15 protein-coding genes and 1 tRNA gene are annotated in these 14,735 nt (G+C 68.4%); 5 read left to right on the top strand and 11 right to left on the bottom strand.

All coding sequences use genetic code 11. The features are described 5' to 3' along the window. From OG413_RS12850 to OG413_RS12810, 9 genes are all read right to left on the bottom strand, one after another. A complete protein-coding gene (locus tag OG413_RS12850) occupies nt 1–1,230 on the bottom strand; it encodes a lanthionine synthetase C family protein (RefSeq protein ID WP_266805227.1) in 1,230 nt (409 codons plus the stop codon). Beyond that, nucleotides 1,227–4,292, bottom strand: a complete 3,066-nt coding sequence (locus tag OG413_RS12845; RefSeq protein WP_266805225.1) for a lantibiotic dehydratase — start codon at nt 4,290–4,292, stop codon at nt 1,227–1,229. Before OG413_RS12845 ends, OG413_RS12850 begins: the two co-directional genes overlap by 4 nt. A 96-nt stretch (nt 4,293–4,388) precedes the next feature. Continuing rightward, nucleotides 4,389–4,592, bottom strand: a complete 204-nt coding sequence (fxlA, locus tag OG413_RS12840) for an FxLD family lanthipeptide (protein ID WP_266805223.1) — start codon at nt 4,590–4,592, stop codon at nt 4,389–4,391. A 52-nt stretch (nt 4,593–4,644) separates the two neighbouring features. Continuing rightward, nucleotides 4,645–5,883 carry a methyltransferase, FxLD system gene (fxlM, locus tag OG413_RS12835; RefSeq protein WP_266805222.1) on the bottom strand — a complete coding sequence of 413 codons (1,239 nt, stop codon included), beginning with the start codon at nt 5,881–5,883 and terminating at the stop codon, nt 4,645–4,647. A gap of 201 nt (nt 5,884–6,084) precedes the next feature. After that, complete coding sequence (locus OG413_RS12830; protein ID WP_266805221.1) at nt 6,085–6,732, bottom strand: hypothetical protein; 648 nt, start codon at nt 6,730–6,732, stop codon at nt 6,085–6,087. Further along, complete coding sequence (locus tag OG413_RS12825; protein WP_055643646.1) at nt 6,729–6,932, bottom strand: DUF5999 family protein; 204 nt, start codon at nt 6,930–6,932, stop codon at nt 6,729–6,731. The genes OG413_RS12830 and OG413_RS12825 overlap by 4 nt, the downstream gene beginning before the upstream one ends. A gap of 53 nt (nt 6,933–6,985) precedes the next feature. Continuing rightward, nucleotides 6,986–7,420, bottom strand: a complete 435-nt coding sequence (locus OG413_RS12820; protein WP_266805218.1) for a DUF6302 family protein — start codon at nt 7,418–7,420, stop codon at nt 6,986–6,988. Nucleotides 7,421–7,452: 32 nt separating this feature from the next. Further along, nucleotides 7,453–7,761 (bottom strand): DUF6415 family natural product biosynthesis protein, encoded by a 309-nt coding sequence (locus OG413_RS12815; protein ID WP_266805216.1) that lies wholly within the window; start codon nt 7,759–7,761, stop codon nt 7,453–7,455. Between the two features lie 181 nt (nt 7,762–7,942). Next, nucleotides 7,943–8,416, bottom strand: coding sequence for an ATP-binding protein (locus OG413_RS12810; RefSeq protein WP_266805214.1), 474 nt, complete (start codon nt 8,414–8,416; stop codon nt 7,943–7,945). Between the two features lie 175 nt (nt 8,417–8,591). Here OG413_RS12810 and OG413_RS12805 point away from each other — a divergent pair, with 175 nt between their 5' ends. From OG413_RS12805 to OG413_RS12795, 3 genes are all read left to right on the top strand, one after another. After that, nucleotides 8,592–9,983, top strand: coding sequence for a helix-turn-helix transcriptional regulator (locus OG413_RS12805; protein ID WP_266805212.1), 1,392 nt, complete (start codon nt 8,592–8,594; stop codon nt 9,981–9,983). Then, nucleotides 9,980–10,867 (top strand): aminoglycoside phosphotransferase family protein, encoded by an 888-nt coding sequence (locus OG413_RS12800; RefSeq protein ID WP_266805210.1) that lies wholly within the window; start codon nt 9,980–9,982, stop codon nt 10,865–10,867. The genes OG413_RS12805 and OG413_RS12800 overlap by 4 nt, the downstream gene beginning before the upstream one ends. Before the next feature lie 101 nt (nt 10,868–10,968). Next, on the top strand, nt 10,969–11,274 hold the full coding sequence (locus tag OG413_RS12795) for a MazG-like family protein (protein WP_266805208.1): 306 nt from the start codon (nt 10,969–10,971) through the stop codon (nt 11,272–11,274). Nucleotides 11,275–11,365: 91 nt separating this feature from the next. Here OG413_RS12795 and OG413_RS12790 read toward each other — a convergent pair whose 3' ends face one another. Further along, on the bottom strand, nt 11,366–11,653 hold the full coding sequence (locus OG413_RS12790; RefSeq protein WP_266805206.1) for a hypothetical protein: 288 nt from the start codon (nt 11,651–11,653) through the stop codon (nt 11,366–11,368). 94 nt (nt 11,654–11,747) lie between these two features. Between OG413_RS12790 and OG413_RS12785 the strand changes: the two genes are divergently transcribed. Together OG413_RS12785 and OG413_RS12780 are read left to right on the top strand one after the other, a co-directional pair. After that, a complete protein-coding gene (locus OG413_RS12785) occupies nt 11,748–12,407 on the top strand; it encodes a helix-turn-helix domain-containing protein (RefSeq protein WP_266805204.1) in 660 nt (219 codons plus the stop codon). Next, nucleotides 12,404–14,017 carry a tyrosine-type recombinase/integrase gene (locus OG413_RS12780; RefSeq protein WP_266805202.1) on the top strand — a complete coding sequence of 538 codons (1,614 nt, stop codon included), beginning with the start codon at nt 12,404–12,406 and terminating at the stop codon, nt 14,015–14,017. The genes OG413_RS12785 and OG413_RS12780 overlap by 4 nt, the downstream gene beginning before the upstream one ends. 616 nt (nt 14,018–14,633) lie before the next feature. Here OG413_RS12780 and OG413_RS12775 read toward each other — a convergent pair. Next, nucleotides 14,634–14,707, bottom strand: a tRNA-Thr gene (locus tag OG413_RS12775). Nucleotides 14,708–14,735: the final 28 nt, after the last annotated feature.

Below are 14,735 nucleotides of genomic sequence, written 5' to 3'. Positions count from 1 at the left end.
TCAGTTGATCAAGAGACATGCGTCCCATCCGGAGATCGGGGCCTGCTGTGAGGCGTAGGTGGTGAGGGCGAGCGCGGTACCGGCGTCGCCGTTGATCAGGCCGGGCCCGGGAAGGCACGGCTGGGCGTTCGCTGCGAGGGTGTCGCCGAGGCGCTTCGGGAGGGTCTGAAGGCGGGGGTCGCGGGCATCGGCAGCGGCGCGGGTTGCGGTCTGGTAGATGCCTGCCCAGCCGTGGCACAGACCCGAGTCGGTGACGTGGGCGAGCTGTTCAGGGTCGGTCAGGGCGCGGTACAGGGCGTCCTCGTAGAACGCCTGGACGTCGGGGGCACGCAAGGCGAGCCCGGCGAGTTGCCCGGCCCGTGCGATGCCCGTGGTTCCGTAGCACCAGCTCGGCCGGGTGGGAGCGTCGTGGTGCGGGCGCCCGAGGTCGAGATCGCGGCGCGAGATGTGCTCGGGCCACCAGGGACCGGAGGGACTGAGCTGGCACCAGGCGTCAAGGTGTTCGCAGATGCTCCAGATGGCTTCGCGGTGGCCGCTGACGGCGATGCCGCGGCGCATGGCCTGGGTCAGCAGGAGGAGCGGACCGGTGATGCCGTGGGCTGCACCGAAGTTGCCGTGGCCGCCCGGGAAATGGGGGGACTCGCCACGGGCCGGGTCATGGCGGACCCACCAGCCCGGCAGGCCGCGGCCGTCGGGGACAAGGGGGCGGGTCAGGGCAACGAGGTACTTCAGGACCCGTTCCAGGGGGAGCCCTTCGGGGTCGGTCCGCAAGAGGTACGCCCCGATGCCGGTGAGGCCGTAGAACAGGTCGTACTCGGCGAACGTGGGCAGGTCGCCCTTGCGGATGCGGGTGAGAGCGGCGTCCATGCGGCGGTGGGCCATGTCGCTGATGTGCTGGTGCAGCGTCCGGCGCGCCGGTTCGTACAGGTGCTGGAAGGACGGCGGGACGGTGGTGAGGACGAAGCCGAGGGCCGGGGCGCCAAGGAACAGTCCGGCGGTGTCGGCCGCGCTGATGTGCCCGGCCGCAGCGGCGGTGATCCATCGGTGGGCGGTGCGCCAGGAGCCGCCCTGACGGCTGGCCATCTCGATGTGCAGCAGGCTGATTCCGGCGGCGCCGTCGGCGAGGGACTGCACCGCCCAAGGCTCGTCCGGGGGCGGCGGAGCGGGTTGTGCGAGGTGGGCGGTGTACTGCTCCAGGATCGTCGCGGTGGTGGTGGCCGGCGCGGTCATCGGGCGACCATCCTGTGCTGGAGGGCCGCGATTCGTACGAGCCGGATCGTGGTCTCCTCGGCGCGCGGGTCTACGCCCAGGGCACGTACATGGTGCTGATGCAGGAGTGACCGGGCGACGCCGAGGGGATCACGCTGACCGGTCAACGTGTTCCGGTAGGTGTCCACAGCGACGGCACGGGCCCGCCATGCTTCGGCGACCGCAGGGCCGCCGGGGAGGGCCGCGAGCGCGGAGGCGCCGTTCGGCGCGGCGAGTTCGAGCACCTGGGTACGCAGGGTCCGGTTCAGTTGCCCCGTGCTCTGGGGGAGGTTGCGCACCAACCACTCCTCGGCCGCCGCGTTGTTGGGCGCCAGGGGGGTGACGAGGTGCAGAGCGCTGGCCGCGGCGAGGGCCTGGGGGGCGACGGCGTCGGTGCGCTCCGTGAGGTGGATCTGTGCGAGGGCGGCGGCGGAGTCTGCGGCGAACACCTGGTGCGCGGCGTCCATGGCTGCCTCGCTGCCGAAGCGCCCGGTCTGCGGCTGGTAGGGAGCCAGGACGAGCCCGGCTGTCAGACCGGTCCTGTGCAGGCTGTCCGCCCAGGTACGAACGTGTTGGGCGGCGGCCCCGTATGCGTCCGGCGGCAGGTGCAGCGTGAGGTCGAGGTGCTGGTCGGCGTCCGGGCGGGCCATCTCCCGGTGCCGGGTGAACCACCAGACCGGCGGGGCGTCGCCGAACGCGGCGAGGAGGCTGGGCAGGTGGCGGCTCAGGATCTCGTCGTAGCGGCGCGGGTGGGCGTGGATCTGCGCGAGCAGGACGTCACCGGCGCCCGGAAGGTGCCGCTCGGGGACCGGTGACATGGCGGGGCGCGGCCGGGGCATGTCGGCGGTCTCCGGCTGCAACCGGCCCAACGAGAGCCAGATCTCGTGCGCCCGTCCGATCCAGCCGTGGGCGTCTACGTCCGGGACCTCGCGCAGCTCCAGACGCCGGGCGTTGTCGAGGTGGGCTCGCAGGGCACGGCGGTGGACCGGGTGGGACAGGTCGAGGGGAAGGCGCTGGTCGTACTCGATGATCGCGACCTGTATGGGGACCCTTAGCCGGTCCCGCCAGGCGGTGAAGGCGTCCTCCCACTCCTCGGTCGAGGCTTTGCGGCCGGGCAGGTCGTCGGCCATCAGCAGCCATCGGGCCTGCGTGAGGATGGTGCGGCGGTAGCGCACGCGGGGGAGGAACGGGAGCCGGGAGCCGGCGCCGAAGTCGAACGGCTTGTAGGCGGCGTACCGCCCGTTGGCCACTTCGGCCAGGAACCGGGCCAGTGGTGGTGTCTGTGTCCCGCCTTCCAGGGCGTGCAGGACCCGCACGTCGATGCGCCGGCCGGTGGAGAGCTGCACGAGGTGGAAGCTGCGCGGGTCCGCAGTGACGGCGATGTCGGCGAGCGGGATCGTCGTCTCGTCCGTCTCCTGGTGGCCGGACAGCTCGATGACGTGCGGCAGCAGCCGCGGCGTACGGGTGACGTTCTCGTTGCGGTGGCGGCGCGGCGGGAACACGAGCTGCGCCGTGAGGGCGTCCGGCGCGCCGTGGTACGTGGCGGCGAGCGCGTCCTGATGCTCGGGCGGCAGGACGTGGGCGAACCGGCCGGCCATGCTGCTGCCGGGGCGGGGGACCGCGGTGAGGAGGATGTCGAAGGTGCCGCTGGACAGTGCCCAGGTGCTGGGTGAGTGGACTTCGAAGGCGGCCTCTATCCGGGGTACGAACAGCCGCTCGTCCTCTCCGGCGGCCTTTTCCAAGGCGTCGACCATGCCGTCCGTCAGAAGCAGTTCATTGCGGCCGTCCAGGAGGACTTGCTGCATCAGCGCGAGCAGTAGTTCATCGCGGTCGGTGCGCACCTTCGGGGCTGCGCCGCGTTCGGAGCCGACGTATCCGGCGGGCAGGCCAAGGCCGCTGTCGGCGACCAGGTCCATCACCGGCACCAGGGCGCCGACGCCGTACCGGGCTCGGAAGCGGCGGTGGTAGTCGCGCCAGTGCTGGTAGCCGTAGGGCTGTGGGGTGGTCCGGTAGAGGGCCGACACGGCTGCTTGCACTTCCGCGATCACGGACTGCGGGAGCTGGGTCTCGCAGTCGAGGGCGGTGTCAATGAGCAGAGGGGTGGGGGTGACGGTGGTGAGGGCGTGCATCCGCGCGGCGACGGCGCTCAGGCTGGTGTCTGAAAGCGTCGGCTGGTGGGCGGACACGTCGTCGCGCAGCGCGTACAGCGCGTGGACCAGGTCTCGCACCTCGGGGACGTTGTCCGCCTGGTGCCGGTCCAGTTCGCGGCACAGGTGCTGAAAGCCGTCCACGGTGGTCATGGGCGCCCAGAGGCTGGTGATGAGGAACTGCTGCTCGACCAGGCTGGTGAGAAGGGCATCGATCTTCTCCGGTGTGGCCTGCGGGAAGCGGTCGCGCAGGTGGCCGTGGAGATCCCCGTAAGGGATGGGGGTGTGGGCCGCGTCCATGGCGGCGGCCACTGGCCGGGCGTTGCGGACGGATATCTCGACCGGGGCCAAGAGGACGGCGTGGCCGTCGGAGGGCGGGCCCGGCGCCACGAACCGGTCACCGCGGGCGCGGGCGGCGTTGTTGGCGACGAGCGGTAACCGCTTCAGCAACGCGGGGGTGCGCTGGAGCCGGAGCACCATGTCGGTGACCCATTCGGCGTCCGGCCGGATCATCGCGCGGTGCTTGTCGCGCCACCGCGCACTCGCCCCGGGCCCGACGGACACCGGGGCGATGCCGGCGAACAGGCCGAGCGGGGTCGGCCGGTGCTGCCACCGCAGGAGATAGGAGACCGTCGACAGCGCGGTGCGGCGGACGTGACGGGGCTCAGTCTGCCGGCCCCGGACGACGGCCTCGATGGCGTCGGACAGGACGGGGGTGGCCAGCTCCAGCGCGCTGCGGAAGTCCTCGCGCTGCCAGATGCGGTTCAGCCATCCGCGGGTGACGGCCACGTTGTCCAGGTCAAGGGTACGGGGGATGTCTGCCGGCCCGGGGCTGGTGGTGGCGCGCAGCATCGCAACGCCTTGCCACTGGTATCCGGCGGCTGCTCGGGAAGCCATGAGGCCCTTCCATGAGGCGGCGCGGGGAGGGGGGAGAGGGGCCTGTGGGCCGGGCGAAGCGCTTCGCCCGGCCCACAGGTCAGGGGTCGGCCTGGATCAGGCCGGGTCCTCCGTGAAGGAACCGCAGGCGGAGGCACCGGTCGCGCAGGTGGTGCCGCAGCCGTCGCCCGTGGAGCACATGAGGTGGCCGTACGAGTGCTCGGCGATGACGACCTTCACGTCCAGGGGCGCGAAGTCGTCGTTCAGGTCCGCCGACGGCGCGGGCGCGACCGGGGGCGGGGCGAGAGTGGCGCTCGTCATGATGTGCCCTTCTTCTTGTTGGGGGTGGTGCGGGATTACCTGGCTCCCGGTGTTACGCCGAGGGCCAGGAGAGCGAGACCCGGCTGTGCACCTTGTCGATGACCCGGTCAGCCGGGATCTGGTCATCGGGGGTGCTGGCCGGATAGACCCGGATGACCGGGCTGGGGCCGCCGCGCCGGTTGGCCTCCCAGTCACGGAGCACGTCGGTGATCTTGTCGGCGAACTGCTCCGCGTGCGGGCCGAGGGCGTGCACGCCGTACTCCAGGTGCTTGTTGTCCTGTGTGCGGCGGGTGACGAGGTAGGCGAAGGTGTCGTCCTCGACGGCCGCGAGGGCGAACCGCTTGTTCACGGGGGCGACCACGCCCGTGTCCGAGTTCTCGTCGACGGCCATCGTGCAGAAGCCCGGCAGGGAGATCGCCATCGCCATCTGAAGGGTGTCGATGAGTTCCTGGACGCGAACAGTCACGCCGGTCCACAGTTCGTGGCGCGGAAACGTGACGGCGTTGTCGAGCCGGTGCGGGTCGGTCGGCAGGCCGTCATCGAACTTGAGCCCGATCTCCGGGGTGCCGTTGACCAGGAGGAGTTCTTCCCGGTGGGCGGTCGAGCCCTGCATCGGGACGAAGCCGCAGATCCGCGCCGACTCGCTTTCCAGGTAGGGACCGTGCTCGCCCGTGACCTGGATGAAGGCGACCGACCGGGTCAGGCCGCGCATCCGCAGCGGGACGACGAGCCGGCCGCCCTGCTTGAGCTGCGCGGTCCACGCCGGGGAGACGTCCCAGGCCCCGGCGGTCACCATCACGACGTCGACCTCACCGAGGTCCGGGAGGGGCTCGGCGGCGTCGGCGGTGACGACGTGAACTCGACCGTAGCCGTGCTCGTTCAGGAGCTGGCGCGCGAGATCGGTTACGACGGGGTCAATGTCCACGGTGACGACTTCACCGTCTCCGCCGACGAGTTCGGCGAGGTAGGCCGCGTTCAGCCCGCCCGAGCCGATCTCCAGGACCCGCATCCCGGGCTTCACCTGGGCCTGCTCCAGCATCATGGCCTGGATCTGCGGCGCGGAGACGGAGCTGAGCTGCACACCGTGTTCGTCCGTCTTGGTGATCACGGCGGCATACGTGTCGTACGCCTTGTCCAGGGGCGTGGCGGCGGGGGTGAACTCGTGCCGGGGCACCTTGCGCATCACCGCTTCGATCTCCGGGGAGGAGATGTTGCCGTCCGCGCAGAGTTCGTCCACCACCTTGTTCCGCAGGCGGGTCGCCTCGTCGGGCTCGACGGTCGTGTTCGTCATGGACTTCCTTCGGTCGTTCGTGTTCGGGGGGGTAGGTCGGCACGCGTGCCGGGGGCCGGGAGGCTATCGGCCAAAGCTCTCCGTTCTCGTCGTACCGCCGAAGGTTGGCGGGTTCGTGCTGGACGACGCGCGAAGGTCCGGCGCCGGTGGTGAGCCGCCCGGCAGTCCTGTCTGTACCACTCAGGAGAGCCGGGCGGCCGTCTAGGAGGCGGGTACAAGATCGTCCAGGTTGACGACCTTGTACTCCCGCAGTTCCCGTACGAGCTGGGAGGCCAGGAACATGCCGATCTGGGGATGGCGGTAAGGGATTGGGGAGTCCATGTCCGAGAGGGCCTGTAGGCCGTTCGCGCTCCACTGGTACGCGTGGCCGATCACGCCGTACAGCGGGAAACGGGTGGCGAGAAGCGCTACGTGGCCCCTTGCCTTGAGCCGTGGGCACCGGCCTGCCGCCATCCGGGCGTGCTCCAGACAGACCGGCGGCTGCGCGGTCTTCACTGGACCGTCGTAGCCCTCTTCACCCGCCGTTTCCAGGAAGAGGATGCCGTCGGTGCGCTTCAACTGGACGGTGCATACCTGGCACCGCAGCAGCGCCATAGTCACGCGTTGACGGTGCGGGTGAATCATCCGCCAGCGCGGTGTCCCCCAGGGCTGCCCGAAGGTGTCGAGCGACATGGAGTAGCGGGCCCAGAGCACGCCCTTGAGGTCCCGGTCCGGCGGCGCCTCATCCACGTATCGGAGACGTGGCCGGCCGTCCGGCCCGCGGCCCATGCGCAGATTGAGGAATGAGTCGGCCTCTTCGCCCTCCCGGGCCGTGACGTAGGGCACGACGATCTGGGGAGCGGTGGTCACGCGGTGCTCCCGGCGGCGAGCGCGACCGGCCGGTGCGGAGCGACGATTTGGCCGTCCGGCAACAGCTCGCCGGTGTCCTCGAAGAGCAACACCCCGTTGCACAGCAGGCTCCAGCCCTGTTCAGGGTGGGCCACCGTGGGGCGGGCGGCCTCTCGGTCGGAAGCCTCGGCCGTGGGACACGGCGGGGTGTGCTGGCACATCGTACTCGTCGTCCTCTCAAGGCAGTGTGGGGAAGTTGGGCCCTCTTCGGCGACTACAAAGCCGTGGGGGAACACGGAGTGGAGGTTGCCGAAGAGGGTGTCTGTGGGCGTTCACGTACAAACGAGGTGATGGCGAACTCGCTGTAGCCGTAGAAGCGGCCGAAGACCTCGTCGTCCTCCCACCACTCGGGAGCGGGATCGCCCCACTCGACGGTGTGGCAGGTATCGCGGTACGGCGACCATCGGACGCGGAGGTCCGGGAAGCCGGGTTGCTCAAGGAGGAGGTCACGGACCTTGAGCCCGAAGCAGAGACACGACACCGGGTAGTACCCGCCGCGCCTCGTGCCCCCGACGGGGACCGCGAGGAAGGGCATGCGCAGGGTGCGCACAGCGATGCTCTTATCCAAGAGCCACGTGTCGGAGATCCGTTGCTCGAAGTAGTCGAAGTCGTATGCGTCTTGTGGGAGGGCTATCACCGTGGCGGTCACGGCCGGGTGCTGGACAGAGCTGGTGCAGTGCATCATTCCGCCCCCTTGATGTAGCGGGCTTCGATCAGTTCTTCGACCAGGTCGGAGGCCACGAAGGCCAGGCGGCGAGCGAGGCCGACGGCCCGCTGATGGTCGGCCGAGGTGCGCGCCTCCCGCAGGGGGCGCCCTCGCTCAACGAGCCGGACCATCTCCGCGGTGGGCGGATACTTGTCGTCGGCGACGGTGATGTCGCTGAGCTGCTTCAGGTGGACGCGGAGACGATCGATCAGGGCACCGGTGGTCGCGACGGGCGGCGGCTGGTTGCCGATTGCTGTGTCGAGGTCGTCAAAGACCTCCTCCACGTCGAACGGCTTCCAGTCTTGATCCGTTCCAGGACGAACCTCAAGCCCACTGCATCGAGTGGAGGGGTCCACCGCGCTGTGCTGGGCTTGTCGACTGGCGGAGGAACCACGTCGTTCTCCGGAACCAGAGCGGTGAGTGACATCGGAACTCCTGAAGAGGGCCAAGTGCCGGCCGTAGGGGCTAGAAGTGCTCGGTCGCTTCCGGGGGCCCTATGAAGACCCATACGTCCTTGCCCGCTGGGGTCACGGAGACGGACGTGTCGTCAGCCAAGGCGCGCAGCAGCATCAGTCCGCGCCCCTCTTCGGCCAGCGAGTCCGGCGACGTGTACACAGGCGGGCAGGGGTCCTGGTCGCTGACGACGGCGGTGACGCCGTCCGGCACCTTCTGGAGGAGCAGGCTGGCCATCCGGCATCCGTCGTCGTTTGCAGGGGTGTGCTGCAAGACATTGGTAAGTAGTTCGTTGACCACGGTCAGCATTCGGTGCGCGGTGCCGTTGTCGATGCGCCACCAGCAAAGGTGCGCTGCGACGATGTCCCGCACAGTTCCCAGGTCTTCAGCCCGGACGTCAAAACTCATGTCGAGTTGGCCGCCCACGCTTCTGGACGTGGCACGAACAGAAGCGTCCCGCTCGCGGGTGTCGACGAGTAGTTCCATCGCTGCTTCCTCCGTTCTGCCAGAACCCCTTCAGGCAGAGGTGGTTGCGGTGTGTACTGGACTAGAACCGATCAGCAACCATTTAGGCAGAGCGCACCGTGCACGTGCAGAGCCTGATGCCGAGAGGTGAAGAGTTCGGCATCAACGACTTCGGGGACAGAACATGCCGCAGCCAATGAAGCAGCTCGATCCGGGGGCGTCCCCCCAGGAGTGGTTCGGAAACGAGCTGCGCAGGCTGCGCCTGGAGCAGGGACTGTCGGCCAAGGAGCTGGGACGGTTAGTACAGGTCAGCGACGACATGATCTTGTCGATCGAGAAGGGCAAGTACCCGAGCTGCCGTCGCGATGTCGTTCAACGGCTCGATGACGTCCTCCGCACGGGAGGGCTGCTTGACCGTTCGTGGCCGATGGCCTTCGGCAACCGCGATGCCGATAAAAAGCGGGCTGATGCCGAAAAGGCTTCCGCGCGCAGGGGGGAGGGATCCGTTCAGGTGCCGTCAGGCCGCATCCTGGGCAGAGACGAACCGACTCTTCGCCCTGGGAGCCATGAGCCCGTGATTCGACGCTCCTTCCTCCAAATCGGTGGCCTCGCCGCCATAGCCTCACTCGACCTCACCGACGTCTTCGCCCCCTCCGAGCTGTCTCTCCCGACGACCGTCAACCCGACCCACATCGATCAGGTCCTGGCCGCGGCCACCGCCATCAGCGGTATGGACAACGAGCTGGGCGGCGGTGGCATGGTGCGTGACGTAGCCAGCCGCGCTATGCAGTGGTCGGCTGGCCTTCTGCAAGCCCAGTGCCCCGAGCACCTGCGAACCGAACTGTTCGCTGCCGTATCGCGACTCGGCATTGTGGTGGGCGCCTCCGCCTTCGATGCCTACCATCACGACGAAGCCACCCAGACATTCCGGTTCGCAGCAGACTGCGCCGAGGAGGCCGGCCACTGGCACCTGCGAGCCAAGACGTACTCGTTCCTCGCACGGCAAGCGGTATGGATCGGAGCCCCCGACGACGGCCTGACCTACGCCGAGAAAGGGCTCGTGCGCTCCGACCGCCTGACCGGGACGGAGCAGGCGATGCTTCACACGGCACGGGCCAGGGCCTTCGGGAAGATGGGCAACGTGCGCGACACCATGGCGGCCGTCGGCGCTGCGGACGAAGCGTTCACCCGGGCCCGGCCCGCCGAAGATGCGCTGTGGATGGCCTACTACGACGAGGCGCAGCACAACGGGGACACAGCTCACGCCCTGTTCGATCTCGCGATCCTTGCCGGGCAGGACCCGGGCCGGGCAGCACGCCGATTCGACACAGCGGTGAAGGGACACACAGACGCCTACAAGCGGTCCCGGGCGATCTCGCGGACCAAACTGGCCGCCCTGATCATGGCCAAGGGTGACCCCCGCCGGGCGGCGGCACTCGGGCACGACGCTCTGAATGAGGTAGGCCGGCTCACCTCCCGGCGAGCTGCCGACGATCTGCGGCAGCTCGGCCGTTTCGCCTCGAAGCATCGGACGATCCCAGAGGCTTCAGGGCTGCGGGATCGGATCGCCGCTACGGTTTCCGCATGACTACTGCGGCAGCCGCGCCCGCGCGCCACGTCCTGGAGCAGGCATGTTCCGCAGCCGGATTGGATCCCGCCGGCGCGGAACCTCTGCGCCTGGCCGAGAACCAGATATGGCGGCTACCGGATCAGCGGGTGATCGCGCGGATGGCACGGGAAGGACAGAGTGCTGCGGCGGCCCGTGAGGTACGCGTCGCACGTTGGCTCGCCCAGGAGAACGTCCCGGCTGTTCGCCTGGTCGACGTGGAGCAGCCGGTCGAGGTGGCCGGTAGACCCGTGACCTTCTGGGTGGAACTCCCGCCGCAGGAGCACGGCTCCGTTGAAGACGTCGCCCAAGTCCTTGCGCAACTCCATTCCTTGCCCACACCAGACATCGAGCTGGGGTACCTCGATCCCTTCGTCCGGGTCGGTGAACGGCTGCAAGCGGCCACCACGATCCGGGACGACGACAAGGAGTGGCTGCACGCCCTTCACCGCGACCTCGCCGCGGCCTGGGCCGAGCGGCCGGCCGGTCTCCCCGACCGGGCTGTGCACGGCGACGCCTGGCCCGGCAACATCGTCCGCACGGCCGACGGGGTCCTGATGATGGATCTGGAGCGCTTCTCCGTGGGGCCCCCGGAGTGGGATCTCGTGTCCACTGCAGTGCGCGCGAAGACCACGGGCGCCGTCAGCACTCGGGAGTACGACCGGTTCTGTGCGGTCTACGGGCACGACGTGACGGCGTGGGAAGGCTATCCGGTCCTCGCGCGTGCCCGAGAGTTGCGAATGGTGACGTACGCGGCCCAGCACGCAGCCAACAACCCGGAGTGGAGCAGCCAGGCGCAGTACCGAATCGACTGTCTGCGTGGTAGATCCGGTCCGCGGCCTTGGGCGTGGAAAGGAATTCTCTGAAGGCGGGCTCAGCACCGGTGATGGCCTGCTGAAGCAAGCACATCAAAACTCTGCTCCCGCTAGGCTTCGAAGGCACCTGCTGTACCGCCGCTGGAGGAGTCTTGGAGATCGGGTCCGCCCAGAAGCTCGCCTGGGAAAATAAGACCCTCAAGGGGTTCAACACCACAGACGTGGCCTTGGAGTTCGGCCTTCTCACCGCCGAGGTCGGCGAAGCCTTCACCGCCTGGCGCAAGGGGCTTCCCGATCTCGGGGAAGAACTGGCCGACGTCTTCCTCTACCTCACGGCCCTGGCCGAGATGAACGGCGTGGACCTGGACTCCGAGGTCGCCCGGAAGATCGAAAAGAACACGCGGCGTACGTACGAACGAAACGAGCATGGGGCTCAGATCCGGACGAGCGACGTCTAGGTCTTCCCACTCAACGACGGCGGGCCCCCGACACTGGTCGGGGGCCCGCCGTCGTACAGGTCAAGGTCAGCACATCGCTCGGTTGACGCTTCTAGGCGGCGAGGCCGTGACGCTCGCTTCTGCCGTCGCCCAGATCTCCACCTGCCTGCGGGCGCTCCAGGCCCAGCAACTTCAGCAGGTCAGCCGTCACCACCCGGTAGGCGTTGCCGAGACGCAGCACCTTGACCGGGTACTCCCCCTGCTTCGCGAGTCCGTATCCCGTTGATCGGCCGATCATCAGCGCTCGGTTTGAGGTGTCGAGGTCGATCACAGCAGGCAGGGCCAGCAGCTCGTCGCCCGTCAGTCCTCGTACCTCACGGGACGAATCAGATGCCGCCATGATGGTGCCCTCCTGGGGATATCTCGTGTCGTGGTGACGCCGTAGATGTATCACGAAGTTGCGGCAGCGCCTTTTGGCTGCCTAAAGTGTCGCCATGACACTTGATCAATGGCCGACAGCGTTCACCAGTCGGATCGCCCGGCGCCTGCGGGACTCACGTAAGGCCGCCGGCCTCACGATGGCCGAGGTCGCCCAGGGCTGTGCTGACCGCGGCTTGCCGGAGTTCACCGAGCACTCGATGAAGAACCTGGAGTCGGGGCGCAAGACGAGCATCACCGTCGCGGAGTTCGTCGTACTGGCTGACGTCCTCGGCGTCCCGCCGGTGACTCTCCTCTTCCCACTCGGATCCTCAGCCACGGTCGAAGCCCTCCCCGGCCGCGAAGTCTCCACCTGGGATGCGGTCGCGTGGTTCACCGGCGAGTCTCCCTTGACCGAGCCCGCGCTCGAAGGCTCCGCTCGGGAGGTCCTCGACCTCTTCCGTCAGCACGGTGACCTGGTGGCTGGCGCAATGGCCTCCTACGCCCTGGCTCGGGAAAGGCGTCGGGTGGCCAGCACCACCCTGGACCGGGCCCGCAGAACCACCCTCCTGCAGCGCGCCGAGGGCTACGAGGAGCACGCGTTCGAGGACTGCCAGGAGCTGCGCACGTTCCGTGGCCGGATGCGCGACCGCGACCTGGCACCTCCGTCCCTGCCTCACGAGCTGACCTTCGTCGACCAGCCCGAAACACTGACCCCCTCGGAGGACAGCGAGTGAAGAACGGCAACCTCATACGACGGTGCCGCTGCACGGACCCGAAGACCAAGAAGGAGTACGGCGCTTCCTGCCCCAAGCTCAAGTCTTCGCGCCGACACGGCACTTGGAGCGCTGTCCAGGAACTCGAACCCAACCAGAACGGCGACCGCAGGCGGTTCCGCCGTGGCGGCTTCGAGACCTCCACCAAGGCCCAGGAGGAGCTGGACAAGGTCCGGGCCCTCATGGCCATTCCCGAGGAGGACGACGCCTGGGGCAAGATCCAGATCAGCGACCTCCTGGAGAACTGCGTCAGGGACAAGGACCCGGTCCCGGACTACGACGAGACCCGCCGCCGCTTCAAGACCGGGCAGTCCCTGAACTCCAAGGTCACCGTGGCCGAGTGGCTCGACACCTGGCTGGCGGGACGCAAGCGGCTGCGGCGCGGTGGCGCGACCCGCTACGAGTGCGATATTCGCGTCCATCTGAAGCCCCATCTCGGGCACCTGCGCCTCGACAAGCTCCGCGTGCACCACATCGATTCGATGTTTGACGCGATCAACGAGCGCAACATCGAGGTCCAGGAACAGAACGCCCAGCGGCGCGTAGTGCGCGACGACCTCAAGGCCACGCCGAACAAGGGTGCCGAGAACCGCGCCCGACGCCATTGGCTGCGTGCCCAGCTCGACGCGATGCCTCCCTTTCGCCGGATCACCGGCCTCAACACGCAGCCGCATATCCGGGACACCCTGCGCGCCGCGCTGAACGTCGCCATCGCCCAGCAGGTGATGCCCGCCTTCAACCCAGCGGCGCACGTCGAGTTGCTGCCGGGCACGAAGCCGAAGGCCCTCGTCTGGAGCGACGAGCGCATTGCGCGCTGGAAGGAGACCGGCGAGAAGCCTTCGCCGGTCATGGTCTGGACCCCCGACCAGACGGCGACGTTCCTCGACTTCGTCGAGCAGGACCGGCTGTACGTGCTCTGGCGGCTGATCGCCTTCCGAGGGACACGACGCGGCGAAGGGTGCGGCGTCCGATGGGAAGATCACTCGGCCAAGGCTCGCTCGCTCGCCATCGCCACCCAGCTCGTGCAGGACGGCTGGGAGGTCCACGAGGGCGCCCCCAAGACCGACAGCGGCATTCGGCTGATCGCCCTCGACGAGGAGACGAACCAGGACCTCCTGTCTCACAAGGCCCGCCAGCAACGGGAGCGGGAGGCATGGGGCGAGGGCTGGCAGGACACCGGCCGGATCTTCACCCAGGAGGATGGCTCCCTTCTTCACCCTGGCAAGGTCAGCGACCTTTTCGAGCGTCTGGTGGAAGCCGCTGGCCTCCCTCCGATCCGCCTCCACGATCTTCGCCACGTCGCAGCGACGCTGATGCTCGCTGCCGGGGTCGACATCAAGGTGGTCTCCGAAACGCTCGGCCACTCGGACACGCGGATCACCCGGGACATCTACCAGTCGGTCCTGGACGATCTCGCTCGTGACGCCGCCGAGAAGGTCGTACAGCTCGTGCCGCACGCCCGGAGGCCCTTGGCGGCGGTGAAGGACGGGAAGCCGACAGCCTCTCCCCGCCGGCCCAGGATGACGCCTCCTCGCAAGAGCGAAGAGGGCAAAGAGGAACGCTCCGCCTGATTCAGGCGTGAAGGAGCCCCGGTCAGCGGGAATCTGACCGGGGCTCCGGCATGTGATGAACGCCACGCACTAGGCATAGTTGGCCGCGATTGATCGCATAGCGTGACCATCTTCCTCATTAGGTGCTGCCGTTCCAAGCGTGCTTCAACGGCGGGGATACCCCTGGCGACCACCGAGCAGCTTTGGGCGAGCCTGCCAGCGCACCGGCCTCCCGCAGCCCCCGGCTTACCTCGCCCCCTCGCACTCCAGCCGCTGCCGCCACGGCCGAAGGTGCGGCACAGCATCCCTGCAGCCGAACACAGAGAAGGCTCCTTGGCGGCGGCTCGGAGCCACGCCCCTCTACACGCCCGCCCCAGGGCTACTGGACCTGACCGAAGCCCTCGCCGACAGCACTGTTGGACGACGGCTTGTAGGGATGGAACAACAAAAGGACCGCTGCCCGCCCGCTTCCGCCGACGCTCTCGGCCACCGCCGATGCACGCCGTTTGCACGTTTGGCCACCGGTCGGCCACCGGGGGCCGCATCTCGGAGCCTCTGGGCTGACAGACCAACAGAAGTAAGGTCAAGAAAAGGAAAAAGCCCCAGGTCACGGCGAGTGAGTCCTGGGGCTAATCCGAGCCGCCTTCGGGATTCGAACCCGAGACCTACGCATTACGAGTGCGTTGCTCTGGCCAACTGAGCTAAGGCGGCACGCCCTGTCGCACCATGGTGCGATCAG

The sequence above is a fragment of the Streptomyces sp. NBC_01433 genome, from assembly GCF_026340105.1.
Taxonomy (GTDB): Bacteria; Actinomycetota; Actinomycetes; order Streptomycetales; family Streptomycetaceae; genus Streptomyces.
Note: the sequence above shows the minus strand (reverse complement) of the source record. Positions and strands in the feature narration are given on the sequence as shown.

Bases quoted from the DNA above. Each gene is read 5' to 3' on its own strand.
- OG413_RS12850 (WP_266805227.1), bottom strand. From the start codon at position 1,230: ATGACCGCGCCGGCCACCACCACCGCGACGATCCTGGAGCAGTACACC.
- OG413_RS12845 (WP_266805225.1), bottom strand. From the start codon at position 4,292: ATGGCTTCCCGAGCAGCCGCCGGATACCAGTGGCAAGGCGTTGCGATG.
- fxlA (WP_266805223.1), bottom strand. From the start codon at position 4,592: ATGACGAGCGCCACTCTCGCCCCGCCCCCGGTCGCGCCCGCGCCGTCG.
- fxlM (WP_266805222.1), bottom strand. From the start codon at position 5,883: ATGACGAACACGACCGTCGAGCCCGACGAGGCGACCCGCCTGCGGAAC.
- OG413_RS12825 (WP_055643646.1), bottom strand. From the start codon at position 6,932: ATGTGCCAGCACACCCCGCCGTGTCCCACGGCCGAGGCTTCCGACCGA.
- OG413_RS12810 (WP_266805214.1), bottom strand. From the start codon at position 8,416: ATGGAACTACTCGTCGACACCCGCGAGCGGGACGCTTCTGTTCGTGCC.
- OG413_RS12805 (WP_266805212.1), top strand. From the start codon at position 8,592: ATGAAGCAGCTCGATCCGGGGGCGTCCCCCCAGGAGTGGTTCGGAAAC.
- OG413_RS12800 (WP_266805210.1), top strand. From the start codon at position 9,980: ATGACTACTGCGGCAGCCGCGCCCGCGCGCCACGTCCTGGAGCAGGCA.
- OG413_RS12790 (WP_266805206.1), bottom strand. From the start codon at position 11,653: ATGGCGGCATCTGATTCGTCCCGTGAGGTACGAGGACTGACGGGCGAC.
- OG413_RS12785 (WP_266805204.1), top strand. From the start codon at position 11,748: ATGACACTTGATCAATGGCCGACAGCGTTCACCAGTCGGATCGCCCGG.